Source organism: Arcobacter aquimarinus (genome assembly GCF_013177635.1).
Taxonomy (GTDB): domain Bacteria; phylum Campylobacterota; class Campylobacteria; order Campylobacterales; family Arcobacteraceae; genus Aliarcobacter; species Aliarcobacter aquimarinus.
Genome location: NZ_CP030944.1, coordinates 276,014 through 302,636 on the forward strand (window position 1 = coordinate 276,014; position 26,623 = coordinate 302,636).

Here is a 26,623-nt window from a genome sequence, read left to right on the forward strand (position 1 = left end):
TTATAGGGTTATAGGTTGAATATTTATATTTATGGCAATCAAAGTTTTAAAAAAGAGATTCATGAAACACTTGAACATTCAAACATAAAATTTAAACTTGATAGTAATACTTTAATAACAGAATTAAAGAGCCTAAATGAGCTTAAAGAAGCTATTGAAAATAATCCTAAAGATGTATATATAATTGATGATGAAAAAATTATTAAAAAAAATTCTTTAAATAAAAAAATAAAATTTTTAGCTCCAAAAGATGGAATAGAAGAAGAATTTTTACTTGATAGTGGTATTGCTGATTTATCAATAGATTCTTTAAAAGAGATACCTAAATATATACTAAAAAAATATGAAGAAGAGAAAAGAAATCAAGAAAATATTTCTTCAACTGAAGAACCTAGTGGTGAAGAAATAAAAGAAGAAGAAAGCTTAGAACTAGATGAAGAGTTATCTCAATTACTTTCTAAAGAAGAAACACCAAAAGAAAATCCACCTAAAAATTTAAAAGATACTTTTGATTTAGGTTCCCCCGTTGATTTAAATGAACTTGAAAATTTAATAGCATCGGATGAAAAAGATGGTTCTAGTATGGAAGAGTTTGTTGGACTAGAAGATTTTAATGATAATTTTGGATTAAATAATATATCATATGACTATGATGATGAGGATATTATAACTGAACATGATATCTCTGAAAAAGATGAAGATATTTTAGCAAGTCTCTTAGATGAAAATATAACAGAAGATGATTCAATTGAAGAAATATTTGAAGATGTTGATTTTTTAGAAGAAATATTTTCAAAGAAAGATAAAGAAAAAGAAGAGAATTTAGAAGAAGAATTGAATTTTTTTGAAAATGAAACAGAATCAATAGAAAATGAAATTCTAGAACAAGTTGATACAAAAGTAGTTGAAGAAAAAGAACCTTTTAAAGGAGAAAATATGAGTGATGATTTTTCAGAATTAGATTTATTAACTGAAAAGGATTTATTAGAAGCTTTAAATTCTATAGATTCTTCGTCTGTGACTGAAAAAATAGAAAATAAAAAAGAGTTAATTAAAACACAAGAGTCGATTAATACAATTGATTCAACTAATATTGATGATCTTTCAAAGCTTATTTCTAAGTTATTAAATAATAAAACTTTAGAGATTACTATTAAAATAAAAGATTAAAAATGGACTTAATGGCTATTTCTGAAAATACAGTTAAAATTATTTTGATATTAGGTTTACCTTCATTAATAGTTAGTATGATTATTGGTTTAATAATATCAATATTTCAAGCAGTTACGCAAGTAAGTGATGCTTCTTTGTCTTTTGTTCCTAAAATGATTTTTGTATCAGCTTTTATTTTAATTTCATTACCTTGGATTGGAGATCATATAGAAACTTATACAAAAGATTTATGGGATCTTATCTTAATTTTTGGGAGTTGATTTTGATTGATAAATTATATGATTTAAAAAAAAATCAGACTGACCAGAAATTAATGCAAAAAGCGTTAATTGAATCAAAAATAGAACAAATTGATGTGGAAATAGTTTTTACAAAAAATAAAATTGATACATCAACGGTTGAAAAATTTGGAGCTATTTCAGATTTTATGATTTTAACAATTCATAAAAATACTATGAAAGCACATATTGAGAAACTAAAAAAAGAGAAAGAAGTATTAGTTAATAGTTTAAATAATTTGATAAATGAGATTGTTGAATTACAAAAAGAGAGTGAACAATTTAAGTATATTTTAGAAGAAGAAAGAAAAGAGAATTTAAGAAAAATTTTACTTGCAGAAGAAGAAGCTTCAAATGAATATGTTCAAAGTAAATATATAAAAAAGATAGGATGATATTTTGAGTTATAGAATTTTAGTTTTATTGTTTTTTTCAGTTTGTTTAAATGCACAAGAAACAAGTAGTTCTTTAACAAGACAGAAAATTGAAGTAATGGAATTAAAAAAAGAATTAAATAATTTTTATAATGAAAAAGAGCAAGAGTACCAAGAAAGAAAAAAAGAGTTGGAAAGTATATTGTCTCAAATAGAAAAAGAGAAAAATGAGATAAAAAAATTACATGATAATAACTTGGAAATACTAAAAGATATTCGATTAGAAATTGAGAGTAAAACAGCAAAAATTTACAATGGAATGAAAGCAAAAAATGCTGCTGATATTTTCAATCAAATGATTAGTGAAGGCAAAATTGATGATGTTTTTGATATAATTTTAAAATTAAAAGAAAATAATGTTACTCAAATCATGAAATTTTTAAGTGTTACAAATGCATCAATATTAACTCAGAAACTTGAAAATTTTAATTTAGATAATAACAAAAAGGATAGATAATGGCAGAAGAAAATAATCAAGAAGTAAAACCAGCAGGTGGTGGAAAAGGTTTAATGATAGCATTGATTGCTTTAGTCGTTATCTTGTTAATCAGTGTTGTTGGTGGAGGTTATTTTTTATACTCTCAATTAAATGCAAATAACCAAAATACAGAAGAAGTACAAAAAGCAGATGCTGTTGAAGGAGGAACTTCTTACAAAGCAGATATAAATGATTTGGTATTAAATCTAACAGATTCAAGAGGAAGAGAAAAATTAATGAAATTATCTTTTTCTATAAGAAGTACAGAACCAAAGATTGCAACTATAGTTGAAGAATATAAAGCTGAAATTATAGATGTAGTTATTTCTCAAATTAGTGCAAGAAGTTCAGAGGAGTTACTAACAGTTGGTGGTAAAAATTTATTAAAAGATGAATTAATGCAAGATATAAATAATGTAATTAATACTGTTACACAATCTGATAGTAAAATAGCTAAAAATAATGTTACTACAATATTATTCACAACTTTTGTAATTAAATAATGATTGTAGCTGTAAAAAGAAATAGAAAACAAAAACTTATTAAGTTACTATCATTAATTGCTTTAATAGCAATGTTTGGTGGATATTATTATCATATGAATAAAACATATGAAGAAAAACAAAAAATAGAATTAGAAGAAAAACTTGCTAAAAAAGCAGAAGAAGATAAAAAAGAGAATGCAAAAAAAGAAGTAGAAAAAGCAATAATTTCAGAAGTAGAAAAAGCTGTTGATTTAGTAGGACAAGAACATATAAGACATGTTAAATTAATAGAGAACAAAATAGTAATTGTGTGTGAGCCAAATACAAATTTAGATGCTTTGATAGTACGATATGGCGTAATGGCTTTAATTAAAAGAACATTAAATGAAGTAGTAATTGCAGTTGATGTTAATTTTATTTTAAAAAGTAAATTAAATGAAAAATAATATTATTTTAATAGCTGTATCATTTTTGTTTGTTGCTTGTTCTGCAACTAAACCTGAATTAGAATTTAACAAGCCAGAGGTGCAAGTTCCAAAAGAATTACCTCAAGCAAAAAAAAATAAAGGCTCTTTGTATTCTATGCAAGGAACATCTTTATTTGCAGATAAAAAAGATTTGCAAGTGGGTGATATTATACAAATTGTAATAAATGAGGATTTAACTTCTAAAACAAATAATAAAAGAGAATTATCAAGTGATAGAGGTAATAACTTAGGTGGAGGTTTATTTTCATCAATGGGCACAAATACTCTTGGAGGTACGGCTCAAAAATATACTGATAAGTTAAATGCAAATCTTGGAGTAAATTTTGAAACTAATAGTTCAACATCTGATAAAGGTTCAGTTAAAACGCAACTTGATGAAACCTTTGAAACTACAATATCTGCAATAATTGAAGAAACATATCAAAATGGAAATTATTATATAAAAGGTAAAAAGGAAATGCTTATTGATGGGCAAAAACAAGAAATTATAGTAAGTGGTGTTATAAGACCTTATGATATAACGTCGGATAATTCTATTAATTCATCACAAATTGCAAACTTAAAACTTTTATATGAAAAAGATGGAGTTGAATCAGATGTATTACAAACTCCGTGGGGAAGTAAATTGATTAGAGCTATTTGGCCATTTTAATCTAATTTTAAGAATTGTAATGCAATAATTTTATATATTATATAAAGGAGTCTCTATGTTAAGTACATTAAATGTGTCTCATACAGGGCTAAATGCTGCTAGAATAGCGATTGAAAATGTATCTAATAACATAGCTAATGAGAATACTCCAGGATACAAAAAAAGAGTAGTTCAATTAAGTGAGCTAGCACAGTCTGATTCCAGATTTACAGGGCGAGGGGTTTTAGCTGATGCTACATATAGAATTACTTCTCAATATATGTATGATAAATTGATATCTGAAAATACAAAATCTAATTATTATGATAAATTATCTGATATGTTAGGAAGTGTTGAAGCTATTTTTAAAGAAACAGAAACTAGTGGTTTTTCAGTTAATTTAAGTAGATATTTTCAATCAATTGAAGATTTAAGAACTAATCCAAATTCAGAAGTTTATAAGAGTGCATTAAAAAATCAAGGCTCTATTTTAGTTGATTCACTTCAGAATCTTTATTCTAGTATCGAAAAACAACAAGAGTTTGAAAAAAATGAATTAAATGTTAATGTTGGTAAGGTAAATGGTTTATTAAAAGAAATAGGCGAAGTTAATCAAAAAATAGAAAAGTTTAGTGCTACAAATGATTTATTGGATAAAAGAGATCAATTAGAATTAGAATTATCAAAATATGTAGATATTGAAGTAAATGGACAAAGTAGTGGTTACTATGAGTTAAAAATTGGTGGACAAGTTGCTATTAGTAATAATACTAATGTTAGAACTATAGAATTTTTAGATGAAAAAAGTTCTCAAATTGATAAATTTAGTTTTAAAGATTATGATCCAGTTACAAGAACTACAACTATAATAGATTCAATAAAAAATGATTATGATCCAGCTACAAGAACAGTAACATCAAAAAATTTAGATGCTAATGATATTGTAACTTATAAGTTAAATAATCAGGTTGAAGTATCTGTAACAATCGGAGAATCTTTAACAATGGATTGGAATGGTGATGGAACTGAAACTACAGAGCCAGTTACAATTGATAATATTACAAGAGCGTTAGTACATAAAATAAACACAAATCCTGATACAAAAGGCTTAATTACAGCATATAATGGTGATTATGCATTAGATTCAAGTGGTAATAAAATTATTAATAATTCAAAGGATAATTATTTAAGGATTGAGTCAAATTTTCCTGGTGTTGAAAATAGTTTTGAAGCAAGAGTTAGTATCGAAAAAAGAGATAATGTTGATCCATCAATTGTTGAAACAGATGGGAGAATGGTAGTATATAAAAGTGATATTGAAAGTAGAGAACCAGAAAATAAAGTAGGAATAGGTATTTTTGGTAAAGAAATACCTTTAAAAAGTGGTCTTATAAAAGCTCAAATAGAAAATTTATCTTCAGAATCACCCAATAATAAATTTCAAGTTTATCTTGATAAATTAGACTCTTTAGCACAAACATTGGGAGATATTGCAGATAAATATATTAAAACAGGTTCTGATAGTTATATATATGGTGAAGATGCTTCTGATTCATCAATGGGAGATATAACTTTTATTGGATTATTTAGTGGTGCAAGTGTAAAAACATTAAAATTTGATAAAAATGTAGTTAATGAATTGAATCAAGAGAAATTAGATTATTTAGCTACGATTCAATGGAAAACAGATTTATCGTATGATGGTAAAGGTCAAGACACTTCATCAACTTCTGGAAAAACTTCATTATTAGAGTATTTTAGAGAAGTAAGAGTTAATGTCTCTGCAGATAAAGAAAGTAGTAATTTTTTATTAGATACTCAAGAAAATATTAAGCTTTCTTTAGAAAATTCGTATAATCAATTGGTAAAAGTTGATAAGGATGATGAAATGTTAAATTTAATGAAGTTTCAAGCAGCGTATACTGCAAATGCTAAAATAGTGACGGCAATTGATGAAATGATTCAAACGTTACTAGGATTAAAAAGATAAAGGATAAATCATGGCTAGTGGAATATTAGGATTAGGTATGGGGCAAGCAGCTTCTTTAAATAGTGATTTAATAGAAAAGTTAAAAACTGCAGAAAGAAAATCAACTGTAGAGCCAATAGAAAAAAGAATTGAAAATATTACTAGTGAAAAAGAAGTCTTTACATCTATTTCAAATAAAGTAAGTGAATTATTAGAATCTATAAAACCTTTTGATTTATTTGTTTCAGGTGGGGTTACAGCATTTGAACAAAAATCAGCAACTACTTCAGGAGATTCTGTAACATTTGATGCAGCAGATATAAAAGCTTTAAAGAAAGGCTTTACAAGTGTTGAAGTAACACAACTTGCACAAAAAGATGTTTACCAGTCAAATACAGTTAGTAGTGCAACTAAAGATGCTGTTATAAATGCAGGTGAGTTAGTAATAAATGGTGAAACATTTGATACTACAAACATGACATATGCACAATTAGCTGATTCAATAAATGCAAAAACAGGAATGAGTGCATCACTTGAACAAGTTGGAACAGATTCTTTTAGACTCGTAATAAAAAGTGAAGATACAGGATTAGAGAATAACTTGAATATAAGTGGAGCAGCAAGTCAAGCTTTAGGTTATACTACAGATGGAACGACTGTTAATTCAACAAATCATATCCTAGAAGCCAAAAATATGATAGCTAAAGTAGATGGAGTAGAATATAATGTTTCAACAAATAATATTACTGTTGATGGTCTAAAAATAACAGCAAATAAAGTAGGAACATCAACAATTAATGTTGTTGAAGATAATTCTCAAGTTGAAAATCAAATGAAAAATTTTGTTACAAAATATAATGAATTAGTTGCATTAGTTGATAGTGAAGTTTTTAGTGTTGATTCAAAAATAGCTGATAAATCGTCGATTAGAGATGTTGTAAACCAAATTAAGGCTAAGTTATTTGGATCTTATGGAGAAGATGGAAATAAATCTGTATTTAATTATGGAATAGAATTAGATAAGTATGGTGGATTATCTATAGATTCAAAAAAATTTAACGAAGCAGTTCAGAATGATATGGCTGGATTAAAAGATTTATTTTTGGGTTCTGCTGAAAATAAAGGATTAGGTACAACCATAAAAGAATCTTTAGATGATATGAATTTTACAGGTGGTGCTTTAAGTACTTATGAATCAGGTATGTCAGCAAGAGAAGTATCTTTAAATAGTGAAAAAGAAAAAGCAGAAAAAGCGTTAAATGCAAAATATGAACAATTAGCTTTACAATTTAGTGCATATGGTTCATTAATTAATCAAATGGAATCTTCATTTTCTGGATTAAAAATGTTGATTCAGCAATCAACATCTAGTAACTAATTTAATTAATATAAGAAGTTAAATATAAGTTTTTAACTTCTTATTTAAGTAAATCTATTATATACTGATAAACAAAAATAATTATTTGGAGTTAGGTTTTATGGGAATAGAAGTATACAATCAACAAAATGCAATATCTGATGATCCTTATATCTTGGTATTAAAACTTTATGAGGGAGTTATTAAATATCTTTCTTTTGTAAAGAGTGCTATGGAAGATGGTGAAGTTGAGACAAAATTTACTTATATAAATAAAAGTATAGCTATTTTTGACGAATTAAGAAATGTGCTAGATTTTGATGGTGGAGAAGTTGCTTACTATTTAGATGGTTTATACTTATATCAAATTGAAACTCTGTTTAGTGCTGGAATTGATGATAATATCAATGCAGTTAATCAAGTTATGAAAGTTACTCAAGGATTGATTGACGCATGGAAAGAAGAAACAGGTCTATAAAAGCTTTGAGTGAATTAATTTATATTGATTCACTTGAGTCATTTAACAAAGCAGATGCATTGGTTGAATGGTTTAAAGAATATTTAGAAAAAGATTCTATAGAAAATTTTGATTTGAATCTAGAAGAGTTAAAATCGATGGAAGAACTTTTTTTCAAAAATATTAATTTTTTAAAAAAACAACAAGAAATTACAAAAGAAGAATTATTAAAAACCCAAAAATTAAAAAGATTTTTGAAAAATTAGTTCTTCTAAATTTATATTTTTTAAATATAAATATGCTCTAATATTTTGTGGGATTTTTAATAATCTACATCTTTCTTTAAAATTTTTATCCATAGTTATAGTTAGCTTAGGAGCAATCCAAATATAGTCTTTTTCAATTGAGATATTTATTTTATGGCAAACAGTAATTTCCTTTTGTTTTAAAATTTCATATCTTTGGGCAGAACTTAATAAAATCCCTCTTTTTTTAAGATTTAAATCAATAATTCTGATATTTAAATTATCATCTTTTTGGTTTAAAAATATTACTAATTCTTCTATTTTTTTTATAGGTTTTGTTTGAATATTTAAAGAATTTAAATCATTTTGTAAATATTGAAAAGAATTTTTTACTCCATTACTAAATTCTTCCAAGAATTTATTAGCAAAATTGTGTCTAAAATAATTTCTTTTATATTTTTCATCAAAGTTAGAGTTATCTATAAAATATTTGTAGTTATTCTCTTTTAAATAAATTTCCAATTCATTTTTTGTAATATTTAAAAGTGGTTTATATATTTTATAATTTTCTTTTTGTTCAAATTCATTAAAACCAATAAGTTCTATTAATCCAGCACCTTTTGATAATTGCATAAAAAACCACTCTAATTTATCATTTAATTGATGGGCTGTGATAAGGTTTTCATAGGAATTTTCTGAAATTATTTCTTCAAAAAATTTATATCTTATATCTCTTGCCATTTTTTCAAAATTTGAATTATTTTCAAGTTTTATATCTTTTATAAAGATTCTTTTATTGTATTTTATTGCTAGTTCTTTAGCGTAAGAGATTTCTTCTTTACTTTGAAATCTCAAATTATAATCAACAATAGCAATATCAAAGGAAATATTTTGTCTTAAAAGTAAAAAAAATAGTGCACTAGAATCAACTCCAGCTGAAAAAGCTAGAAGATTTTTTTGATTCTTTATAGCACTAAAATCTAAGTTCATAATTTATTTAATAACAGTTGCTAGAAGTTTGTCTCCAACAAGTTCTGTAACTTTTACAGTATAAATTTGTCCAAATTTTATTTGTTCATTTTGGGCTAGTTCATTATCATTTATATAAATTTCTCCATCAATATCTGGTGCCCAAATAGTTTTTCTAGCACTTAATAGATATTCATGTTCATCACTTTCACCATCAACATAAACTTCAAAGATTTTTCCAACTTCATTTTCTAGTGATTCTTGAGTAGTCAAAGCGATTATTTCACCAATCTCTTCAGCTCTTGCATCAATAATTTCTTGTTCAATTAAATCTTTAGAAAGAGCTGCTGCTGTTCCTTCTTCAGTTGAATATGAAAATACATTTGCTCTATCAAATTTAAATTCTTCAATATATTTACAAAGTGCTTCATGGTCTTCAACTGTTTCACCTGGGTGTCCAGCAATAAATGTAGTTCTTACAAATGAGTTTGGTTTACTTCTCATATGATTCATAAGTTCATTTAGTTTTTCAACACCTTTTCCTCTTTTCATGATTTTAAGCATTGATGGAGTTATATGTTGTAAAGGCATATCAAAATAGTTTACAAATACTTTTGAATCAGCGATTTTATCAATTAGTGATAAAGTTGTAGTTGATGGATAAAGGTATAAAATTCTAGCCGTTTTAATTCCTTCAATTTTTTCAACTTCTTCTATTAGAAGTTCAAGACCATTTTTTATATCTTGGTCTCTTAAAAATGAAGATGAATCTTGTGATACAAACGAAAAATCAACATAACCTTTTGATACAAGAGATTTAACCTCTTTTACAAGTGATTCAAGAGTTCTTGAGTGAAGTTTTCCTTTAAATGAAGGAATTGCACAAAATGAACAAGTTTGATTACAACCTTCACTTAGCTTTACATAAGCGTGATATGAAGAACCTGTGATAACTCTTTCATTTTCATCACTAGCCAAAAATACTTCATTTGAAAATGCACTTCTTTTTTCATTCACAAGTAAATCTATTTTATCATAATCTCCAACACCTGTAAAAACATCAATTTCAGGTAACTCTTTTTGAAGTTCACCTTGGTATCTTTCACTTAAACATCCAGCCATTACTAAAACTGACTCTTTTTTTCTTTCATCATGTAGGTTAAAAATTGTATTCAAACTCTCTTGTTTTGCACTATCAATAAATCCACATGTATTTACAATAATAACATCAGCATTTGATGCATCATTTGTGATTGTATAATCTTTTAATTTACCTAACATAATCTCTGAATCTACAAGATTTTTAGTACAACCAAGGCTTACTAAATGTAGAGTTTTTTTAGGATTTTTTACTGAAAATTTCATATATCTATTCTTTTTATTTTAATTTTTTTTGCAATTTTATCATAAACTCTTTTTAAAGCCAAATATTATCTAAAAGCCTTGTTGTTCCAAATCTAACAACTACTAAAATAACAGTATTTTTTGGTTCAATTATTTCAAGTTCATTGAATTCTCTATCAACAATAGCTACATATTCAATATCTAAAGTTTTCATAATTTCATAAATTTTATTTTTTACAGCCTCAACACTTCTTTCACCACTTGCAATTAAAGAACCAGCCATATATAATGACTTTGAAATCAATAAAGCATCTTTTCTTTGAGTTTGATCTAAATATACATTTCTAGAACTTAATGCTAATCCATCATCTTCTCTGATGATTTCACAAGGAACAATATTTATCGGTAAAAATAAATCTTTTACCATTTGAGTTATAAGTGAAAGTTGTTGGGCATCTTTTTTCCCAAAATATGCATTTGTTGGTTGAGTTAAATTAAATAGTTTTAATACAACTCTTAAAACTCCATCAAAATGTCCAGGTCTTGTTTTACCTTCTAAAATATAACTTTTATTTGGAGCTTTTATTAAAACTTCTTCTTTACCATACATTGTAGAAATTTCTGGCATGAAAAGATAATCAACTTTACACATTTGACAAATTCTTTTATCAGCTTCATCCTTTCTTGGATATGCATCCAAATCTTCACCAGGTAAAAACTGAGTAGGATTTACAAATATTGAAACAATTACAATATCATTTTCATTTCGTGCTTGTTTAATAAGTGAAATATGCCCATTATGTAATGCTCCCATTGTTGGTACAAATCCAACTGTAGTAGAAATATTTTTTCTAACTTCTTGTAACTCTTCAATTGTTTTTAAAACTTGCAATTCTTTTCCTTATAAAATCATCTAATCTATTTTTCTTCATAATTTGGGTTTAGTTTTAATAAAACTAAATCAGCAATCATATTACCAATTAGTGTCAAAAAGGCACCAATTATCAAAATCCCCATAATTACGGGATAATCATGGCTTAAAGCACTTTGATAAAATAATAATCCCATTCCATCAATTGAAAAAATGGTTTCTAAAATAACAGAACCACCAATAATCCCTGGAAGAGAAAGACCAAGAAGAGTAATAACTGGTGGATATAAATTTGGTAAAATATAGTATCTTAAAATCTGTTTTTGAGTCAATCCTCTTGCACGTGCGAAAAAGATGTAATCAGATTTTAAAATCTCAAGAGTTAAACCTCTAATATATAAAATTAAACTTCCAATTCCTCCAAAAACAATAATAAAAATAGGAAGTATCAAATGCCAAGCATAATCTAAATAATAATCTAAACTTCCATCATTTGGCACACTATGAAGTCCTGCTATTGGTAATATTTCAAAATTTATAGCAAAAATTAAAACCAATAAAAGTGCTAGATAAAAAGAAGGCATTGAAAAACTTAAAAGTGATAATTGACCTGTGAACTTATCAAAAAATGAGTTTTTATTGAGTGCTGATTTAATTCCAAAATATAATGAAATTATAAATATTAAAACCATAGAAACTATATTTATTGTAAGTGTAACGGGAATTCTGCTTAATATCTCATTTTTCACCATCTCTCCACTTGCAAAAGAGATTCCAAAATCAAGTTGAATAATAGAATAAATCCAAGAAAAGAATTGAATATATAAGGGTTTATCAAGTCCATAAATAGCTTTTAATTGCTCAATTGATTCAGGAGTGATATTTGGATTTAATTCACCACTTGCAAAAAAAGAGTTTGGTGCAGCATTTATTGCAATAAATGAGATTAAACTAATTATAAAAAGCATAGTGATAAGGTATAATAATTTTTTAAAAAATAGTTTCATTTTGGGATTATACAAAAGATAGGTTTAAATGATAGGTATAGATATAACTTCAATAGATAGAATAAAAAGAATGTATGAAAAGTTTGGAATAAAGGCTTATGAAAAGTTTTTGAATCCACAGGAAATAGAACTAATAAAAAAACCTGAAACAGCAGCTGGATTTTGGGCTGCAAAAGAAGCAGCCTCTAAAGCACTTGGAACGGGAATTGGCTCATCTTGTGGTTTTCATGATATAAAAATATCAAAAGGAGAACTTGGAAATCCAAAGATTAAATATAGAAAAAAAGTTAGAAAAGCTTTTGGAATAAAAGATTCTTATCTTTCAATTACACATGATGCAGGTTTTGCAATAGCTGTTGTTGTAAATGTTTTAAAGTGAGGTTTTTTTAGCTAAGAATCTCTCAAGTATGATTTTAGCAGCAAGGCTATCAACTCTTCCATCTCTTTTATATTTTATTTCACCTTTTATCATCTCTTCTGCTTCTATTGAACTCATATTTTCTTCTTGAAATTCAAAAGGGATTTTAAGTTCAAGTAAATTTACAAAATGTTTTATTCTATTTTGTGTATCTTCAGAAGAGCTAGGAAATCCAACAATTAGTTTTTCAATTTCCCACTCTTTTAAAAAAGTATTTACATCGTTTGCAGCTTGATTTCTATTTTTTCTTAAAATTGCATTTTGAGGAGTTACAATATTTGAAGTTAAGCAAATAGCAACTCCAATTCTTTTAAGTCCAATATCAATAGAAGCTAATTTCAAGAGATAATCTCATTTGCTATATCAAATCTATTTGCAGTCATAAGATGAATTTTTGGATGAAGTTTGTTTATCTCTTTAAATAAATCAGAACTTAGTTGTAGACCTACTTTATGCTCTTCTTCTTCAGAAATATTATGTGCATTTTCAAGAGCATCAATCCAAAACTGAGGTACATGAATACCTGGAACTTGTGCAGATAAAAATAGAGCAGTTCGTAGTTTTGTTACTGGAAATAATCCAAAAATAAGTTGAGCTTTTTGTTTATCTCCTTCTACGTCTTGTTTTGCAATATTAAATGATTCTAATAATTTTTTTGCATTTTCAATATCAAAAACAGGTTGAGAGATTATTCCAATTGCTCCATTTTGAATTTTTTGATTCATTTTTCTTTCAAGAGTTGAAAAATTTTTTGCATAAGAGTTTACAACTGCAAATGGAAAAATTTGTTTAGGTTCTATTTTAAAAGGACGCCCTGCAAAATCCATACCATAATTAAATGATTTTATAATTTTTAAAAGCATTAAAGAGTTTGCTTCAAAAACTCCTTTTGCATGAGGTTGGTCACTCATTTTTGCAGGATCTCCTGTTAGAGCCAAAATTGCTCTAACATCGAAATCATTTGCTCCCATTAAATCTGATTGTAATGCAATTTTATTTCTATCTCTCATACTCATTGTTGCAATTACTGGTTTATTAAACTCTTGTTGTAATTTTAATGAAGCAAAAAGTGCGTTATATTTTAATTTTGCTAAGGGATTATCTGTACAAGAAAAACCATCAACTTTTTCATGTAATTTAAATTTTTTTATTCTTTCAATAATATTGTGCATTGATGGTTCATGTTGAGGTGTTGTTTCAAGTGTTAAGTATTTATCTTCTTGAAGTTTTTGTATAAGTGTTTCAAACATTGAAAAAAAGTTTCCTTTTTAGATATTTAGTTAAATTTAGATAATATTATACCTTTAAAAGACTAAAACTAGGGAAAATTAATGAAATTAGCTGTTTTTGATTTCGATTCAACTTTAATGGATGGAGAAACTATAGATTTTTTAGCTGAAGAGCTAGGTATTGGTGATGAGGTTAAGAAAATTACAGAAGAAGCAATGAGTGGAAGATTAGATTTTTTTGAATCTTTAACTACGAGAGTTGCACTTTTAAAAGGAATGGATTATCAAAAAGTTGTTGATATTTGCTCAAATCTTCCTTTAATGCCAGGAGCTGTAGAGCTTGTTCCACAATTACAAAAAATGGGTTATAAAGTAGTTTGTTTTTCAGGTGGATTTAGATTAGGAACAACACCAGCACGTGAAAAGTTAGGATTAGATGCTGATTTTTCAAATGTTTTACACGAAAAAGATGGAAAATTAACTGGGCTTATTGGTGGAGATATGATGTTTGGATATTCAAAAGGTGATATGCTTCAAAGAATTCAAAGTTTAATGGGTATTACAAGAGCTGAAACTTTAGTTTGTGGAGATGGAGCAAATGATTTATCTATGTTTGCACATGCTGATACAAGAGTTGCATTTTGTGCAAGAGAAGTTTTGAAAAAAGAGGCAAATATAATAATTGATGAAAAAGATTTAACAAAAATTTTAGATTATATTAAATAGGCTTTATTCTTAAAGCCCTTTAGAGTTTGCTTCTTTAGATGAAATTTATTTTCATCGCTTTTCATAGCGTAGTCTTGTGACAAACGAAGTGAAGGCAAAAAGAAGTTAAAAATAGATAGGTCCCTTTAAAATGGGACATTTTAAAGGAATAAAAATGGGATTAAAAGAAGATATTAACTACTCTTTATGGTGTGATTTTATTGAAAGAGATTTTTTAGAAACAAGATTTAAAGAGATTATTAAAAAAGGGATAATTCAAGGTGCTACTTCAAATCCTGCAATTTTTGAATCATCAATTACTAACTCTGTTGCATATAAACAACAACTTGATATGTTACAAGCAAATAATGCAAAAACTATTTATGAAGAATTAGCTTTAACAGATATAAAAAGAGCAGCTTTTTTATTAGATGATTTGCATAAAAAAGATGCAGATGATGGGTTTATTTCTATAGAAGTTGATCCATTATTATGTGATGATGCAGCTGGGACTATTGATGAGGGAGTTAGACTTTATTCTTTAATAAATGCTGATAATGTAATGATAAAAGTTCCAGCAACTGAAGCTGGATATATAGCAATGAGAGAATTAACTTCAAAAGGAATAAATGTAAATGCAACTTTAATTTTTTCACCATCTCAAGCTATAAAATGTGCTCAAGCATTAGATGAAGGAATTAAAGATTCAAATAAAGATATTAAAGCAGTTATTTCAGTATTTGTGTCAAGACTTGATAGATTAACTGATGCTGATTTCGTGTTAAAAGGTTTACAACCATCAAAACTTGGAATTATAAATGCAACTAAATGTTATCATGAAGTTAATAAGTTTCAAAATCCTAATATAAGAACATTATTTGCAAGTACAGGAGTTAAAGGAAATGAATTGAGTCCTAGTTATTATGTTGATAACTTAATTTATCCAAATTCAGTAAACACAGCACCACTTGCTACTATTGAAGATTGGTTAAAAGAGGGTTCTAAAGTAGAAACTCCATTAATGAGTGAAACGGATTGTGATAAATATTTTGAGCTTTTAAAAAATAAAGGAATCAAAATGGAATCAGTTTATGATAAACTACTTATTGATGGTTTAGAAGCATTTAAAGTTTCATTTAGAGATTTACTTTCTAAACTAGTAAATTAAAAAAGATTTAAGATTTATTGGATAAAATTTTTCCAATGATAAAATAATAATAAAAGGTTAATAATATGAATAAATGGACTCCAAATAGCTGGAGAGATTTCCCAATAAAACAACAACCAACATATAATGATTTAGAAAAATTAGCAAAAGTAGAATCAGAATTAGCTTCTTATCCTCCATTGATTTTTGCAGGGGAAGCTTTAAATCTAAAAAAACAATTAGCAGATGTTGTAAATGGAAAAGCTTTTTTACTTCAAGGTGGAGATTGTGCTGAATCATTTGCTTCATTTAATGCACAGAATATAAAAGATTTATTTAAAGTTATGATGCAAATGGCAGTTGTTTTAACTTTCTCAGGTGGTTGTCCTGTTGTAAAAGTTGGACGAGTTGCTGGACAATTTGCAAAACCAAGAAGTGATGATTTTGAAAATAAAGATGGAATATCTCTACCTTCATATAGAGGAGATATCATAAATGATATAGATTTCAATGAAAAATCAAGAAATCCAAAAGCTAAAAAGTTATTAAAAGCATATAACCAAAGTGCAGCAACAATGAATCTTTTAAGAGCTTTTTCAAGAGGTGGAATGGCTGATTTAAATCAAGTTCATTTATGGAATTTAGATTTTGTTAAAGATAATTATTTAGGTGCAAAATATGAAGAGCTTGCAAATAAAATAAGTGAAAGTTTAACATTTATGAAAGCTTGTGGAATTACAAGTGAAAATACTCCACAATTAAATCAAACAACACTATTTACTTCACATGAAGCATTGTTGTTAAACTATGAACAAGCACTTACAAGACGAGATTCAATAACAGGTGATTGGTTTAACTGTGCTGCTCATATGTTATGGATTGGTGATAGAACAAGAGATTTAAAAGAGGCTCATATTGAGTATTTTAGAGGGATAAATAATCCAATTGGTTGTAAAGTTGGTCCTTCTATGAAAGAGGATGAATTAATAAAATTAATTGATGCTCTAAATCCAAATAATGAAGCTGGAAGATTGAATCTTATTGTTAGAATGGGTGCAAACAAAGTTGGTGATTTCTTCCCAAAACTTTTACAAAGAGTAAAAGCAGAAGGTAAAAATGTACTTTGGTCAAGTGATCCAATGCATGGAAATACAATAAAAGCTGATAATGGATATAAAACTAGAGATTTTGAAGCAATTTTAAGTGAAGTAAAACAATTCTTTGAAATTCATAGAGCTGAAGGAACATATGCAGGTGGAATTCATCTTGAAATGACAGGTCAAAATGTAACTGAATGTACAGGAAGTGCATCTTCTGCTGTTACACAAGAGAGTTTATCAAGTAGATATCATACTCAATGTGATCCAAGATTAAATGCAGACCAAGCTTTAGAGTTATCATTTATGATAGCAGATACTTTAAAAGAGGCAAGAAAAAATCTAATATAATTTTATTAGAATAAATAAGTTTTAAAAAGGAGAAAGTATTTTACTTTCTCCTTTTTTTATGATTAAAAAAATGGGGGAATAGTTTTTTATGAGTAATTTGATTTTAAAAATATTAGTTATTGTGACTTTTTTTACTCTAAATATTTTTGCAAAAGATATTAATAATATAAATAATTCACAATGGGCAAATTTACATCTTTATAAAGGAGTAAATCAAAGAGGTGGACCATTTGTTTTTGATGATACTTATGTAGAGTTTGAATTTGGAGGAAGATATGAATGGCTTGATTTATATGGATATGTAGATTTTATAGATGCTTTAAATAGTAAAAGTAGTGATAAACATGGAGGGAATAATTTTTTTATAGATATAGAACCTAGAGTTTCTATTGATTATTTACTCAATAAAGATTTATCTTATGGAGCATTAAAAGAGTTGTTTTTTGCTTTTGATATCTATTATGCAGATGAACCAAATGCAAATGGTTTAAAAGTTATATGGATGGGATTAGGAAGTGATATTGACATTCCTTGGCTAGGAGTTAGTGGAGTGAATTTTTATACAAGATTTATAGAAGAAAATTATGGAGCAAGTAATGAAAATAGTTTTGATGGTTATGTTGCTCATATAAATTGGTTTAAACCAATTTATAATTTTTCAGAAAATAGATTTTTATCTTTTCAAGGATATTTAGATTATGAATTTGGAAGTGATTTAGATAATAATAGTTTTGAAAGACAATACAGAACAAGTGATTCTTTTCAATCTTATTTAGGGTTTTGGTTACACGATAAAAAATGGGCTTTGGGATATGGCTTAAAAGTTTATAAAGATATGACTCAATGGAAAAATGGTGAAATTTTAAATAATAGAAAAACTGACACAACAGGTGTTGCACATTATTTTAATGTGGCTTATAAATTCTAAAATAGGGTAGAAATTTTCTACTCTATTTTAAAAAAGTATTTTTATAAACTTCTTCATCCCAAGCAACTACTAATTTGTCACCAAATTCAATAACAGGTCTTTTAAATAAAAGAGGTTCTTTACAAAGCCACTCATATTTTCCATTTGAATCAAGGTTTAACTCTTTTAGATTTAGAGTTTTATATTTTGTTCCTTTATTATTAAAAAGAATATTTATATCAGCTTTTGTAGTCCAATCTTTGATTTTTTTTGCACTTGGAGTTTCTTTCTTGAAATCAAAAAATTCAACTTCTATGTTATTATCTTTGAAAAATTTCAAAGCATTTCTAACACTTCCACAAGTTTTTATTCCGTAAACTGTAATCATGAAATTTTCCTATTCAATAATTTTTGGAACTATAAAATAACCATCCTCAGATTTTGGAGCATGTTTTAAAATATGGTTTGATAGTTCTAAATCTTGATTTGAAATATCTTCTCTTAAAGGAGTTCCACCTTCAATTGTACTAAATGTAGCTTCAATTCCTGAAACATCAATTTCGTTTAGATTTTCAACAAAGTTTATGATATCACCTAATTCTGATTTTAATTTTTCTTTTCTTGAGTCATCTATTTCTAAGCTTGAAAGTTTTGCTAATTTTGCTATTAAGTTATCATCAACAGTCATAATATAATCCTTTAAAAGGTTACCCTTTAAAAGGGAACCAAAATATTTTACTACTACTTTTCAACGTTGAAATAAATTCAACTAAAAGTAGCAAAATCCTAAAGAGAACAAAGAATTGTTCTTTTTTATTTGTTGATATTTTATCCAAAAAGAGTTTATTTACTTCTTTTAGCGTAAAACTCTTTTTTAAATTCAACCCAATTATCATTTAAAATTGCGGTTCTTGCTTGTTTCATTAGGTTTAAATAGTAATGAATATTATGGATAGAACCAAGTCTGAAATATGTAATTTCTCCTGCTCTATATAGATGATTTAAATAAGCTCTTGAAAAGTTTTTACAAGTGTAACATTCACATTCACTATCAATTGGATTTTCATCCTCTTTAAATTCTGCTTTTTTTATATTCAATCTTCCAAAACTTGTGAAAAGCGTACCATTTCTTGCATTTCTTGTTGGCATCACACAATCAAACATATCAACACCACGTTCGATATTTTCTATTAAATCCTCAGGTGTTCCAACTCCCATAAGATATCTAGGTTTATTTTTTGGCATAAATTGTGTTGTCCACTCAACTGTATCATACATATCTTGATTTGGTTCACCAACACTTAATCCACCTATTGCAAAACCATCATAATCACTTAATGCACAAAGTTGTTCAGCACTCATTTTCCTAAACTCTTTGTCTGTTCCACCTTGAATAATTGCAAAAATATTTTGATTTACTCCAATACCTTTTTCTTTTTGAGACATATGGTATTCAATAGCTTCTTTAGCCCATTTAGTTGTTCTTTCTATTGATTTTTGGATTCTCTCTTTTGTATTTGGAAGAGCTACTAAATCATCTAAAATCATCATAATATCAGAACCTAAATCATATTGTGTATCTAAAACACTTTGTGGTGTAAAGTAGTGTTTACTTCCATCAATATGAGATTTGAACATAATTCCATTTTCATCAGGTTTACTATTGTCACTTAGTGAAAATGCTTGAAAACCTCCACTATCTGTTAAAAATGAGTTTGGAAATTTTGAAAAACCATGAAGTCCCCCAAATTTTTTGATTAGTTTGCTTCCTGGTCTTAAATATAAGTGATAAGTATTACCAAGTATTATTTTTGCTCCAAGTTCTAACATATCATTTGCATCAAGAGCTTTTACAGTTCCTTGAGTTCCAACTGGCATGAAAACAGGAGTTAATATTGTACTATGAGCTGTCTTTATTGTACAAGCTCTAGCACCTTGTGAAGTTGCGTCTATTTTAAATTCCATAAATATAAAAAACCTTTTTTTAGATAATTAATATTGTATCTAAACTTAGATTTATATCTAGTAATTCAAATCTACAATTAATTTTTTTAGGATATAATTTTAGCCATGAAAAAAATATTGATTATACTAGATGGTATTGTTGCAAAAAAATTAATGCAAAGAATTATTGAAGCTAATACAGGTGACAATAGTTATGATGTGATATATGTAAGTGATGCTATTTTACCTGTACAAAAACCTTCAAATTTTACATTTTACAAATTTGACCCAACATCAAAATCTAAGCTTGCAATGGTTTTAGATAAAAATATTCATACTGAAGTTTTAATTGCTCTTAACTCAAAAGATGAGATGTTAAATGTAATTAAAATTATTAGAGAACATACAAAAAATCTTCAAATGACAGTACTTGATTATTGGGGAATTAAAGTAAATGATCCTTTAGTTAATATTTATCGAGGAATAGAAGTTTTAGCAAATGGAATGGTGGAAAAACTTCCAAATGTTCCAGTTTTAGCTCAAAATATTGGATTAAAACAGGGTGAAATTATGGAGATAAGAATTCCATTTGGAAGTTCTTATGCTTATAGATATATTGGTTCAATTGAGCAAAAACAGTGGAGAATTTTTGGACTTTATAGAAATCAAAAAATGATAGATATAAAACCTTCATTGGTTTTAAAACCAAATGATGTAATTTTGGTTATTGGCAAGCCTGATGTTTTGATGCAAATTTATAATGTAATTGGAAAAACACAAGGTCAGTTTCCTATGCCTTTTGGGAGTAATATTTATCTTTATTTAGATTTATATTTAGAAAATGAAGAGAGTGTAAGAAAAACTATTGAAGAGGCAAAATATTTAAATCAAAAATTAAAAAATAGTTTATTAGTTGTAAGAGTTACAAGACCTACAACAGTTCAAATAATGGACATAATAAAAAGTGAATTAAAGTATTTTCCAACAGTTATTTTACAAATAGATTATGCAAATAAAGGCTTTTCAAAAATTATAAAAGATGATTATAGAAAATATAATATTGGTATGATTATGCTAACTCAAGAAATTTTCAAAAATAAAGAGGAAGCAAAACTTGTATTGGAGTTGAAAATACCTATTTTGAAACTTGGAAAAGAAAATTTAAAATCTGTAAAAAGAACAGCTATTATTTTAAATGATACCCATTCTTATGAACAAATTTCACCGATTGTATTTGATATTTCAAGTCAATTAAAAGTAAAAACTAAAATTTTTGATTTAGATCCAATTGGTGAAAAAGATGGAAAATCTCCTTTATTAGACCATTTTGAAAATCTCGCAAAAATATTTAACCAAAAATTAGAAATAGTTACAAGTAGTGAAAATCCAATAAGAGAGCTTAAAAAACAAAAAAATATGCTTCAGATTTTACCTTTAAAAGAAGAGATGTTCAAAAAAAGGTTATCATTTAAATTTTTCTATACAAATAGTGATTTTATAGCTTTTGATATGAATAGATTTAATCAACTTTTAATCCCAATCTCTGAAGAATAAAAATAAGGAAATAAATTTTATGAATTTTGAAAAATACCCATTTGAAAAATTAAATGAATTATTAGCAGGAATAGTTCCAAATGAAAAATATGAGTTGTCAGCTTTAACAATAGGTGAGCCAAAATTTGAAACACCTCAGTTTATACAAGATAAATTAAAAGATACAAGTTCAAGTTTAAGAAAATACCCTTCAACAATAGGTGAACCTTTTTTAAGGGAATCAATGATTAATTTTGTACAAAATAGATTTAATATAACTTTATCATTGAATCAAATTGTTCCAACATTTGGAACAAGAGAAGTTTTATTTAATTTTCCTCAATTTGCTCTTTTTGATAAAAAAAATCCAGTTATGGCATTTACAAATCCTTTTTATCAAATTTATGAAGGTGCGGCAATTGCAAGTAGAGCTGAGGTAATTCATATAGATTTAGTAAAAGAAAATAATTTTAAAGCATATCTTAGTGATGAAGATTTAAAAAGATGCGATTTAGTTATTTTGAATTTTCCAAATAATCCAACATCTGCTTCTATGGGAGTTGAAGAATTGGGAGAATGGGTTAAAAAAGCATTAGAATTTGATTTTATTCTTGTAAATGATGAGTGTTATTCAGAAATTTATTTTGATGAAACTAAAAAACCAGCTTCACTTCTTGAAGCTTCAATTTTAGTTGGAAATAATGATTTTAAGAATGTTTTAGTAATGAATTCTATTTCAAAAAGAAGTAGTGCCCCAGGTTTAAGAAGTGGTTTTATTGCAGGTGATGCAGCTATTTTAAAAGATTATTTACAATACAGAACTTATGTTGGATGTGCAAGTCCTGTTCCACTTCAAGAAGCAGCAGCTGTTGCTTGGAATGACCAAAATCATGTTGCTGAATTTAGAAAAATATATAAAAAGAATTTTGAAATAGCTAAAGAGATTTTAGGAATAGAAACTCCTGAAGCTACTTTTTATATTTGGTTAGAAGTTGAGGATGAATTAGAGTTTACAAAAAAATTATATAAAGAAAAAAATATTAAAGTACTTCCAGGAAGTTTCTTAGGAAGAAATGGTTTAGGAAAAAATTATATCAGAATAGCACTTGTTGAAAATGAAGAGAAAACAAGGGAAGTTCTTACAAGATTAAAGGATTTTATAAATGGATAAAGAAGCATTATTTCAAGCAAGAACAAACCCTGATTTCTTAAAATATTTAGAAGAAACAAGAGTTAATTCTATGAAAGCTGGTGATATTGGATTGATGTACGAAACATTGGATTCAATGTTGATTCTTGATTTAGATGAAGAAAATATTCATAAACTTTATGAGCAAATCTTAAAAACTTCATTTGAAAATGTAGAAAAAATAATAGGTAATAATGAGAAGTTAAAACTTGAAGGTGATAATTTATTATACGTAAGAGCTTTGTTTGAGCATGCAGTTGAAAAATGGTCTTATGATAATTTTGATGGTGCAAAAGAGCTGTTTTTTGTAATTGCAAATATAATAGATGATGAAATTCTTGAAAAATCTTTAAATATTTTGATAGTATTTTTATCTTCAAAAATTCAAATAGATGATTTTTATGATACTAGAGTTGATTTAGACTCAAATATTGATGATGAAAAATATGGATATTTTATAACTAATTTTAGATTTGATAAGCAAGAATTTTTAAATGAAAATAAAAATATTTTAGAAACAGAATATAAAAATTTAAAACACTTATTAGGAAATTAATTGAAAGTACATTTTATAGGAATTGGCGGAATAGGTCTTTCTGCTTTAGCTAGATTTTTGAATTTTGACGGACATGAAGTTTGTGGTTCTGACATGAAGAGCTCTTTAATTACAAAAGCTTTAGAAGAAGAAGGGATTGAAATATTTACTCCACAAGATGCACAAAACATAAAAGATGATTTAGATTTAGTTATTTATTCTGCTGCAGTTACTGATGAAAATCCTGAGTTAATTGAAGCTAGACTTAAACAAATTAGAACACTTTCAAGAAAAGAGGCTTTACCTATTATTTTAGGTGATAAGAAGAATTATTGTGTAGCTGGAGCTCATGGGAAATCAACTACAACAGCAATATTGGCTTCTATTTTACAAAGTAGTGCTTTAATTGGAGCAATTTCAAAAGATTTTGGCTCAAATTTTAGATATGTAAATGACCTAATAGCTTTTGAAGCAGATGAATCAGATGCTTCTTTTTTACTTTCAAATCCTTATTGTGCAATAGTTACAAACGCAGAGCCTGAACATATGGAATATTATCACTATGATTATGATAAATTTTATGAATCTTATGAAAAGTTTTTGAGTCTTGCAAAAAAAAGAGTTGTAAATGCTGAAGATAAAGATATAGCTAAACTAAAAATTGAAGATGCAGTTTATTTATATCCATCAAAAGATATAAAAAATCTTTCTTATACATTAAAAGATAATCAACCTTGTACTAGGTTTGATTTAAAAGATTTAGGAACTTTTGAAGTTTGGGGCTTTGGTTTTCATATGGCTTCAAATGCTTCACTAGCTATACTAGCAGCTCATAATGAATTGGATATTGAAACTATTAGAAAAAATCTTTTAAATTATAAAGGAATTAAAAAAAGATTTGATATTGTTCAAGCAAATGAAAAATTTGTAGTGATTGATGATTATGCTCACCATCCAACAGAGATAGAAGCAACTATGAAATCAGTTGAATTGTATGATAATCTCACAAATTTAAATAAAAGAATAGTTCTTTGGCAACCACATAAATATTCAAGAACAAGTGATAATCTTGAAGGTTTTAAAAAATGTTTTAGAAGATGTGATGAACTTATAATTTTACCTATTTGGACAATTCCTGGTGAGAAAAAGATAGATATAGATTTTGAAAAAGAGTTTGCTTCTTATAATCCAATTTTTGCTGATAAAATTATTACAACAAATGGAAAAATTGAACTTATAAAAGATGAAAAAATTATTAAAACTTATGATGAAGGAATTTTTTTAGGTGTTGGTGCAGGAGATATAACTTATCAATTAAGATATAAATAAAAAAGGATTAGTTTATATAAACTTTTCCATTTTCTATTTTTATTTTTCCTTCAAGTTCATATTCAAATATTTTATTTGAATATTTTGCAAAGGCATCTTCATAAAGTGGATTAGAAGAGCAATAGTTTAGAACTTCATCTTGCATTTGAATACTCTTTTTTCCACTTAATTTCTCCACAAACTCATCAATATCATAAATAACTTCTATTAAACCCTTTTGTAAAAGTTTTTGAGTACCTAAACTCTCATTTATTCTATGGGGAATAGTATATATTTTTTTACCCATTTTAAGTGCATAATCAACAGAACTTAAACTTCCTGAATCAATATCCGCTTGGGTTACAATCAAAATTTCTCCTAAAGCAACAACTATTTCATTTCTTAAAACAAAAGTATAGTTTTTCGCTTTTTCTTTCTCTTTATAAGCAGATAATACTAAACCATTATTCTCAATATCAATAATTAAGTTTTTATTTACACTTGGATATTTTATATCTAATCCATTTGCAACAACAGCTATTGTATTATTTGATTTTGCTCCTTGATGAGCAATTGCATCAACACCCATTGCCGCTCCACTTACAATACAAATATTGGCACTTGATAATTTAGATGCAAGTTTGTGTGTAAATTCTTTAGAGTATAAGTTAGGCTTTCTACTGCCTACAATAGAGACTTTTTTTCTTTTTAAAAGTTCAGTATTTCCTATATAAAAGATTTCATTGGGATATTTTTTCATTAATGAAAATTCATCTATTTTAAAAGTTAGTTTGTTAATCATAAAAATCCAATATAATAAATAAAATTATTATACTAGATTTTTTATAAATAAGGAAGTTTGTTTAAAAATACAGGTTCTACATCTTTTAATAGATGCTTTGATTCTTTTAAAACTTTAAAAGTTACATCATAAGGATGACCAATTGCAATAGCATAGCCCTGTTTTTTAGCTATTTCAATTGCTTTTTTTAGTTGAGTTTGAACACTTTTAAAATCTCTTTCATTATCTAAAAAAGTATTTCTTACAATATAAGGCATATTATATTTGTTAGCATATTTTTTTACAACAGATTTTGCAGTTGTTCTACTATCTACAAAAATAAAGTTATGTTTTTTTAAAGCACGAAATAATTTATCCATCGCTTCTTCATTTTCTGTAAATACAGAACCTGTATGATTATTTGTATAAATTGCATTTGGATACCACTGTCTTAGTTGCTTAACTCTTTGTTCTATTTTTTCATAAGAATCATAAATTTTTAGAGTATTTTCTTCTTCTCCTTTGAAAGCACTTGATGCTTGCATTGGAAAATGTATCATATAAAATGGCAAATCTAAAGCAATTTTAGCAGAATTAGAATGCGCTTTTGTTGGTGGCAAAAAAGCCATTGTAATTGGATATCCAATATTTAATATTTTTTCTTTTTGTGTAGTTGTACTTACATCATCTATTATTATTATAATTTTAGGTTTTTTATTTTTATCATGAATATAAGTATCTTTCGAAGTAATAATATTTTTATCATCAATTTTTTTAGGAACTTCTTTTTTTTCTGTTTTAATTTCTTCTTTTAACTTTTCTTCTTTTATTTCTTCAACTTTTTTTATTACTTTATCATTGTTTTCATCAATTTCTTTTTTAGATTTTGTTTTTTCAATATAATCTTTTTCTAGTTCTTTTGTATATTCTTCAAATTTATCATATTTACTTTCAGATTTAATAATATCATCAAAATAATCTTTAGGTTCTTTTTCTTTAAAGTCAGTAAATTCTTCAATATCTTTATAACTTTCTTCAAATTTTTTTGTAAATTCTTTTTTAGTTTCTGTTAATACAGTTGAAATTTCTTCTTTTTTAGTTTCTATAATTTTTTCTTTATTATTCATAATAAAATAACTAGCTAAGGAGATTAGAGAAGTAAAAAGTAATATTAAAAGAAAAATTTTTACTATATTTTTTTGAGTAAATTTTTTAATTCTTCTTTTTCTTGAGCGTTTTTTCTTTTGATTCATTAATTTATATTTCTATAAAGGAAGAGATTTATCTCCCTTT

General features: G+C 26.6%; 31 protein-coding genes. 20 read left to right on the forward strand and 11 right to left on the reverse strand.

Going from position 1 to position 26,623, the window contains the following annotated elements:
* The first annotated feature begins 15 nt into the window (after nucleotides 1-15).
* From AAQM_RS01350 to AAQM_RS01400, 11 genes are all read left to right on the forward strand, one after another.
* Nucleotides 16-1,170 (forward strand): hypothetical protein, encoded by a 1,155-nt coding sequence (locus AAQM_RS01350; protein WP_129094496.1) that lies wholly within the window; start codon nucleotides 16-18, stop codon nucleotides 1,168-1,170.
* 2 nt (nucleotides 1,171-1,172) lie between these two features.
* Entirely contained in the window at nucleotides 1,173-1,433 is a 261-nt protein-coding gene (locus AAQM_RS01355; RefSeq protein ID WP_129094495.1) for a flagellar biosynthetic protein FliQ, read from the forward strand.
* Between the two features lie 2 nt (nucleotides 1,434-1,435).
* Entirely contained in the window at nucleotides 1,436-1,846 is a 411-nt protein-coding gene (locus tag AAQM_RS01360) for a hypothetical protein (RefSeq protein WP_129094494.1), read from the forward strand.
* A gap of 4 nt (nucleotides 1,847-1,850) precedes the next feature.
* On the forward strand, nucleotides 1,851-2,342 hold the full coding sequence (locus tag AAQM_RS01365) for a MotE family protein (RefSeq protein WP_129094493.1): 492 nt from the start codon (nucleotides 1,851-1,853) through the stop codon (nucleotides 2,340-2,342).
* The gene (locus AAQM_RS01370; RefSeq protein WP_129094492.1) at nucleotides 2,342-2,866 is read left to right on the forward strand and encodes a flagellar basal body-associated FliL family protein; all 525 of its coding nucleotides are present in this window, start codon (nucleotides 2,342-2,344) and stop codon (nucleotides 2,864-2,866) included. Before AAQM_RS01365 ends, AAQM_RS01370 begins: the two co-directional genes overlap by 1 nt.
* Nucleotides 2,866-3,294, forward strand: a complete 429-nt coding sequence (locus tag AAQM_RS01375) for a hypothetical protein (RefSeq protein WP_129094491.1) — start codon at nucleotides 2,866-2,868, stop codon at nucleotides 3,292-3,294. The genes AAQM_RS01370 and AAQM_RS01375 overlap by 1 nt, the downstream gene beginning before the upstream one ends.
* Complete coding sequence (locus AAQM_RS01380) at nucleotides 3,284-3,988, forward strand: flagellar basal body L-ring protein FlgH (protein ID WP_129094490.1); 705 nt, start codon at nucleotides 3,284-3,286, stop codon at nucleotides 3,986-3,988. The genes AAQM_RS01375 and AAQM_RS01380 overlap by 11 nt, the downstream gene beginning before the upstream one ends.
* A gap of 55 nt (nucleotides 3,989-4,043) precedes the next feature.
* Nucleotides 4,044-5,957, forward strand: a complete 1,914-nt coding sequence (flgK, locus tag AAQM_RS01385; protein ID WP_129094489.1) for a flagellar hook-associated protein FlgK — start codon at nucleotides 4,044-4,046, stop codon at nucleotides 5,955-5,957.
* A gap of 10 nt (nucleotides 5,958-5,967) precedes the next feature.
* A complete protein-coding gene (gene fliD, locus AAQM_RS01390) occupies nucleotides 5,968-7,314 on the forward strand; it encodes a flagellar filament capping protein FliD (protein ID WP_129094488.1) in 1,347 nt (448 codons plus the stop codon).
* Between the two features lie 100 nt (nucleotides 7,315-7,414).
* Nucleotides 7,415-7,771: a flagellar export chaperone FliS gene (fliS, locus tag AAQM_RS01395; RefSeq protein ID WP_129094487.1), complete on the forward strand. Its 357-nt coding sequence runs from the start codon at nucleotides 7,415-7,417 to the stop codon at nucleotides 7,769-7,771.
* On the forward strand, nucleotides 7,747-8,016 hold the full coding sequence (locus tag AAQM_RS01400; RefSeq protein WP_129094486.1) for a hypothetical protein: 270 nt from the start codon (nucleotides 7,747-7,749) through the stop codon (nucleotides 8,014-8,016). The genes fliS and AAQM_RS01400 overlap by 25 nt, the downstream gene beginning before the upstream one ends.
* Here AAQM_RS01400 and tilS read toward each other — a convergent pair.
* Genes tilS through AAQM_RS01420 form a run of 4 tightly spaced genes read right to left on the reverse strand, consistent with a single transcriptional unit; the run spans nucleotide 7,993 to nucleotide 12,186 of the window.
* Entirely contained in the window at nucleotides 7,993-8,985 is a 993-nt protein-coding gene (gene tilS, locus AAQM_RS01405) for a tRNA lysidine(34) synthetase TilS (protein WP_129094485.1), read from the reverse strand. The genes AAQM_RS01400 and tilS overlap by 24 nt on opposite strands.
* A 3-nt stretch (nucleotides 8,986-8,988) precedes the next feature.
* Nucleotides 8,989-10,329 carry a 30S ribosomal protein S12 methylthiotransferase RimO gene (rimO, locus tag AAQM_RS01410; protein WP_129094484.1) on the reverse strand — a complete coding sequence of 447 codons (1,341 nt, stop codon included), beginning with the start codon at nucleotides 10,327-10,329 and terminating at the stop codon, nucleotides 8,989-8,991.
* A gap of 52 nt (nucleotides 10,330-10,381) precedes the next feature.
* The gene (panC, locus tag AAQM_RS01415; RefSeq protein ID WP_129094483.1) at nucleotides 10,382-11,200 is read right to left on the reverse strand and encodes a pantoate--beta-alanine ligase; all 819 of its coding nucleotides are present in this window, start codon (nucleotides 11,198-11,200) and stop codon (nucleotides 10,382-10,384) included.
* 26 nt (nucleotides 11,201-11,226) lie between these two features.
* The gene (locus AAQM_RS01420; RefSeq protein WP_129094482.1) at nucleotides 11,227-12,186 is read right to left on the reverse strand and encodes an ABC transporter permease; all 960 of its coding nucleotides are present in this window, start codon (nucleotides 12,184-12,186) and stop codon (nucleotides 11,227-11,229) included.
* Nucleotides 12,187-12,214: 28 nt separating this feature from the next.
* Here AAQM_RS01420 and acpS point away from each other — a divergent pair, with 28 nt between their 5' ends.
* The gene (gene acpS / locus AAQM_RS01425) at nucleotides 12,215-12,565 is read left to right on the forward strand and encodes a holo-ACP synthase (protein WP_129094481.1); all 351 of its coding nucleotides are present in this window, start codon (nucleotides 12,215-12,217) and stop codon (nucleotides 12,563-12,565) included.
* Here the strand turns inward: acpS and ruvX are convergent.
* Nucleotides 12,557-12,946, reverse strand: coding sequence for a Holliday junction resolvase RuvX (ruvX, locus tag AAQM_RS01430; protein WP_129094480.1), 390 nt, complete (start codon nucleotides 12,944-12,946; stop codon nucleotides 12,557-12,559). The two genes, acpS and ruvX, sit on opposite strands and share 9 nt — an antisense overlap.
* Nucleotides 12,943-13,854, reverse strand: coding sequence for a methylenetetrahydrofolate reductase (locus AAQM_RS01435; protein WP_129094479.1), 912 nt, complete (start codon nucleotides 13,852-13,854; stop codon nucleotides 12,943-12,945). Before AAQM_RS01435 ends, ruvX begins: the two co-directional genes overlap by 4 nt.
* 81 nt (nucleotides 13,855-13,935) lie before the next feature.
* Here AAQM_RS01435 and serB point away from each other — a divergent pair, with 81 nt between their 5' ends.
* The 4 genes from serB to AAQM_RS01455 all read left to right on the forward strand — a co-directional run bounded on the left by serB (nucleotide 13,936) and on the right by AAQM_RS01455 (nucleotide 18,061).
* Entirely contained in the window at nucleotides 13,936-14,559 is a 624-nt protein-coding gene (serB, locus tag AAQM_RS01440; protein WP_129094478.1) for a phosphoserine phosphatase SerB, read from the forward strand.
* Between the two features lie 154 nt (nucleotides 14,560-14,713).
* Nucleotides 14,714-15,706: a transaldolase gene (locus AAQM_RS01445; protein ID WP_129094477.1), complete on the forward strand. Its 993-nt coding sequence runs from the start codon at nucleotides 14,714-14,716 to the stop codon at nucleotides 15,704-15,706.
* Between the two features lie 65 nt (nucleotides 15,707-15,771).
* Nucleotides 15,772-17,133 (forward strand): class II 3-deoxy-7-phosphoheptulonate synthase, encoded by a 1,362-nt coding sequence (locus AAQM_RS01450; RefSeq protein ID WP_129094476.1) that lies wholly within the window; start codon nucleotides 15,772-15,774, stop codon nucleotides 17,131-17,133.
* An 88-nt stretch (nucleotides 17,134-17,221) separates the two neighbouring features.
* Nucleotides 17,222-18,061: a nucleoside-specific channel-forming Tsx family protein gene (locus tag AAQM_RS01455; RefSeq protein WP_129094475.1), complete on the forward strand. Its 840-nt coding sequence runs from the start codon at nucleotides 17,222-17,224 to the stop codon at nucleotides 18,059-18,061.
* Nucleotides 18,062-18,083: 22 nt separating this feature from the next.
* On the opposite strand, the gene AAQM_RS01460 is transcribed toward AAQM_RS01455, so the two are convergent.
* The 3 genes from AAQM_RS01460 to tgt form a co-directional block, all read right to left on the reverse strand.
* Nucleotides 18,084-18,428 carry an arsenate reductase family protein gene (locus tag AAQM_RS01460; protein WP_129094474.1) on the reverse strand — a complete coding sequence of 115 codons (345 nt, stop codon included), beginning with the start codon at nucleotides 18,426-18,428 and terminating at the stop codon, nucleotides 18,084-18,086.
* Between the two features lie 9 nt (nucleotides 18,429-18,437).
* Nucleotides 18,438-18,728: an Asp-tRNA(Asn)/Glu-tRNA(Gln) amidotransferase subunit GatC gene (gene gatC, locus AAQM_RS01465; RefSeq protein WP_129094473.1), complete on the reverse strand. Its 291-nt coding sequence runs from the start codon at nucleotides 18,726-18,728 to the stop codon at nucleotides 18,438-18,440.
* 155 nt (nucleotides 18,729-18,883) lie between these two features.
* Nucleotides 18,884-20,005: a tRNA guanosine(34) transglycosylase Tgt gene (tgt, locus tag AAQM_RS01470; protein ID WP_129094472.1), complete on the reverse strand. Its 1,122-nt coding sequence runs from the start codon at nucleotides 20,003-20,005 to the stop codon at nucleotides 18,884-18,886.
* Between the two features lie 105 nt (nucleotides 20,006-20,110).
* On the opposite strand from tgt, the gene AAQM_RS01475 reads away from it, so the two are divergent.
* The 4 genes from AAQM_RS01475 to murC are packed head-to-tail and all read left to right on the forward strand — an operon-like array spanning nucleotide 20,111 to nucleotide 24,570.
* On the forward strand, nucleotides 20,111-21,538 hold the full coding sequence (locus AAQM_RS01475) for a COG3400 family protein (RefSeq protein WP_129094471.1): 1,428 nt from the start codon (nucleotides 20,111-20,113) through the stop codon (nucleotides 21,536-21,538).
* Between the two features lie 19 nt (nucleotides 21,539-21,557).
* A complete protein-coding gene (locus AAQM_RS01480) occupies nucleotides 21,558-22,688 on the forward strand; it encodes a succinyldiaminopimelate transaminase (protein ID WP_129094470.1) in 1,131 nt (376 codons plus the stop codon).
* A complete protein-coding gene (locus AAQM_RS01485; RefSeq protein ID WP_129094469.1) occupies nucleotides 22,681-23,262 on the forward strand; it encodes a hypothetical protein in 582 nt (193 codons plus the stop codon). Before AAQM_RS01480 ends, AAQM_RS01485 begins: the two co-directional genes overlap by 8 nt.
* Nucleotides 23,263-24,570, forward strand: a complete 1,308-nt coding sequence (murC, locus tag AAQM_RS01490) for a UDP-N-acetylmuramate--L-alanine ligase (RefSeq protein WP_129094468.1) — start codon at nucleotides 23,263-23,265, stop codon at nucleotides 24,568-24,570. It begins immediately after the preceding gene.
* A 7-nt stretch (nucleotides 24,571-24,577) separates the two neighbouring features.
* Here the strand turns inward: murC and AAQM_RS01495 are convergent, their stop codons facing one another.
* Both AAQM_RS01495 and AAQM_RS01500 read right to left on the reverse strand, forming a co-directional pair.
* Nucleotides 24,578-25,351, reverse strand: coding sequence for a DNA-processing protein DprA (locus AAQM_RS01495; RefSeq protein WP_129094467.1), 774 nt, complete (start codon nucleotides 25,349-25,351; stop codon nucleotides 24,578-24,580).
* A gap of 41 nt (nucleotides 25,352-25,392) precedes the next feature.
* The gene (locus tag AAQM_RS01500; protein ID WP_171920636.1) at nucleotides 25,393-26,457 is read right to left on the reverse strand and encodes a divergent polysaccharide deacetylase family protein; all 1,065 of its coding nucleotides are present in this window, start codon (nucleotides 26,455-26,457) and stop codon (nucleotides 25,393-25,395) included.
* Between the last annotated feature and the right edge of the window lie 166 nt (nucleotides 26,458-26,623).

Bases quoted from the DNA above. Each gene is read 5' to 3' on its own strand.
- AAQM_RS01355 (WP_129094495.1), top strand. From the start codon at position 1,173: ATGGACTTAATGGCTATTTCTGAAAATACAGTTAAAATTATTTTGATA.
- AAQM_RS01370 (WP_129094492.1), top strand. From the start codon at position 2,342: ATGGCAGAAGAAAATAATCAAGAAGTAAAACCAGCAGGTGGTGGAAAA.
- AAQM_RS01375 (WP_129094491.1), top strand. From the start codon at position 2,866: ATGATTGTAGCTGTAAAAAGAAATAGAAAACAAAAACTTATTAAGTTA.
- AAQM_RS01380 (WP_129094490.1), top strand. From the start codon at position 3,284: ATGAAAAATAATATTATTTTAATAGCTGTATCATTTTTGTTTGTTGCT.
- flgK (WP_129094489.1), top strand. From the start codon at position 4,044: ATGTTAAGTACATTAAATGTGTCTCATACAGGGCTAAATGCTGCTAGA.
- fliD (WP_129094488.1), top strand. From the start codon at position 5,968: ATGGCTAGTGGAATATTAGGATTAGGTATGGGGCAAGCAGCTTCTTTA.
- fliS (WP_129094487.1), top strand. From the start codon at position 7,415: ATGGGAATAGAAGTATACAATCAACAAAATGCAATATCTGATGATCCT.
- AAQM_RS01400 (WP_129094486.1), top strand. From the start codon at position 7,747: ATGGAAAGAAGAAACAGGTCTATAAAAGCTTTGAGTGAATTAATTTAT.
- tilS (WP_129094485.1), bottom strand. From the start codon at position 8,985: ATGAACTTAGATTTTAGTGCTATAAAGAATCAAAAAAATCTTCTAGCT.
- rimO (WP_129094484.1), bottom strand. From the start codon at position 10,329: ATGAAATTTTCAGTAAAAAATCCTAAAAAAACTCTACATTTAGTAAGC.
- AAQM_RS01420 (WP_129094482.1), bottom strand. From the start codon at position 12,186: ATGAAACTATTTTTTAAAAAATTATTATACCTTATCACTATGCTTTTT.
- acpS (WP_129094481.1), top strand. From the start codon at position 12,215: ATGATAGGTATAGATATAACTTCAATAGATAGAATAAAAAGAATGTAT.
- AAQM_RS01435 (WP_129094479.1), bottom strand. From the start codon at position 13,854: ATGTTTGAAACACTTATACAAAAACTTCAAGAAGATAAATACTTAACA.
- serB (WP_129094478.1), top strand. From the start codon at position 13,936: ATGAAATTAGCTGTTTTTGATTTCGATTCAACTTTAATGGATGGAGAA.
- AAQM_RS01445 (WP_129094477.1), top strand. From the start codon at position 14,714: ATGGGATTAAAAGAAGATATTAACTACTCTTTATGGTGTGATTTTATT.
- AAQM_RS01450 (WP_129094476.1), top strand. From the start codon at position 15,772: ATGAATAAATGGACTCCAAATAGCTGGAGAGATTTCCCAATAAAACAA.
- AAQM_RS01455 (WP_129094475.1), top strand. From the start codon at position 17,222: ATGAGTAATTTGATTTTAAAAATATTAGTTATTGTGACTTTTTTTACT.
- AAQM_RS01460 (WP_129094474.1), bottom strand. From the start codon at position 18,428: ATGATTACAGTTTACGGAATAAAAACTTGTGGAAGTGTTAGAAATGCT.
- gatC (WP_129094473.1), bottom strand. From the start codon at position 18,728: ATGACTGTTGATGATAACTTAATAGCAAAATTAGCAAAACTTTCAAGC.
- tgt (WP_129094472.1), bottom strand. From the start codon at position 20,005: ATGGAATTTAAAATAGACGCAACTTCACAAGGTGCTAGAGCTTGTACA.
- AAQM_RS01475 (WP_129094471.1), top strand. From the start codon at position 20,111: ATGAAAAAAATATTGATTATACTAGATGGTATTGTTGCAAAAAAATTA.
- AAQM_RS01480 (WP_129094470.1), top strand. From the start codon at position 21,558: ATGAATTTTGAAAAATACCCATTTGAAAAATTAAATGAATTATTAGCA.
- AAQM_RS01485 (WP_129094469.1), top strand. From the start codon at position 22,681: ATGGATAAAGAAGCATTATTTCAAGCAAGAACAAACCCTGATTTCTTA.
- AAQM_RS01495 (WP_129094467.1), bottom strand. From the start codon at position 25,351: ATGATTAACAAACTAACTTTTAAAATAGATGAATTTTCATTAATGAAA.
- AAQM_RS01500 (WP_171920636.1), bottom strand. From the start codon at position 26,457: ATGAATAATAAAGAAAAAATTATAGAAACTAAAAAAGAAGAAATTTCA.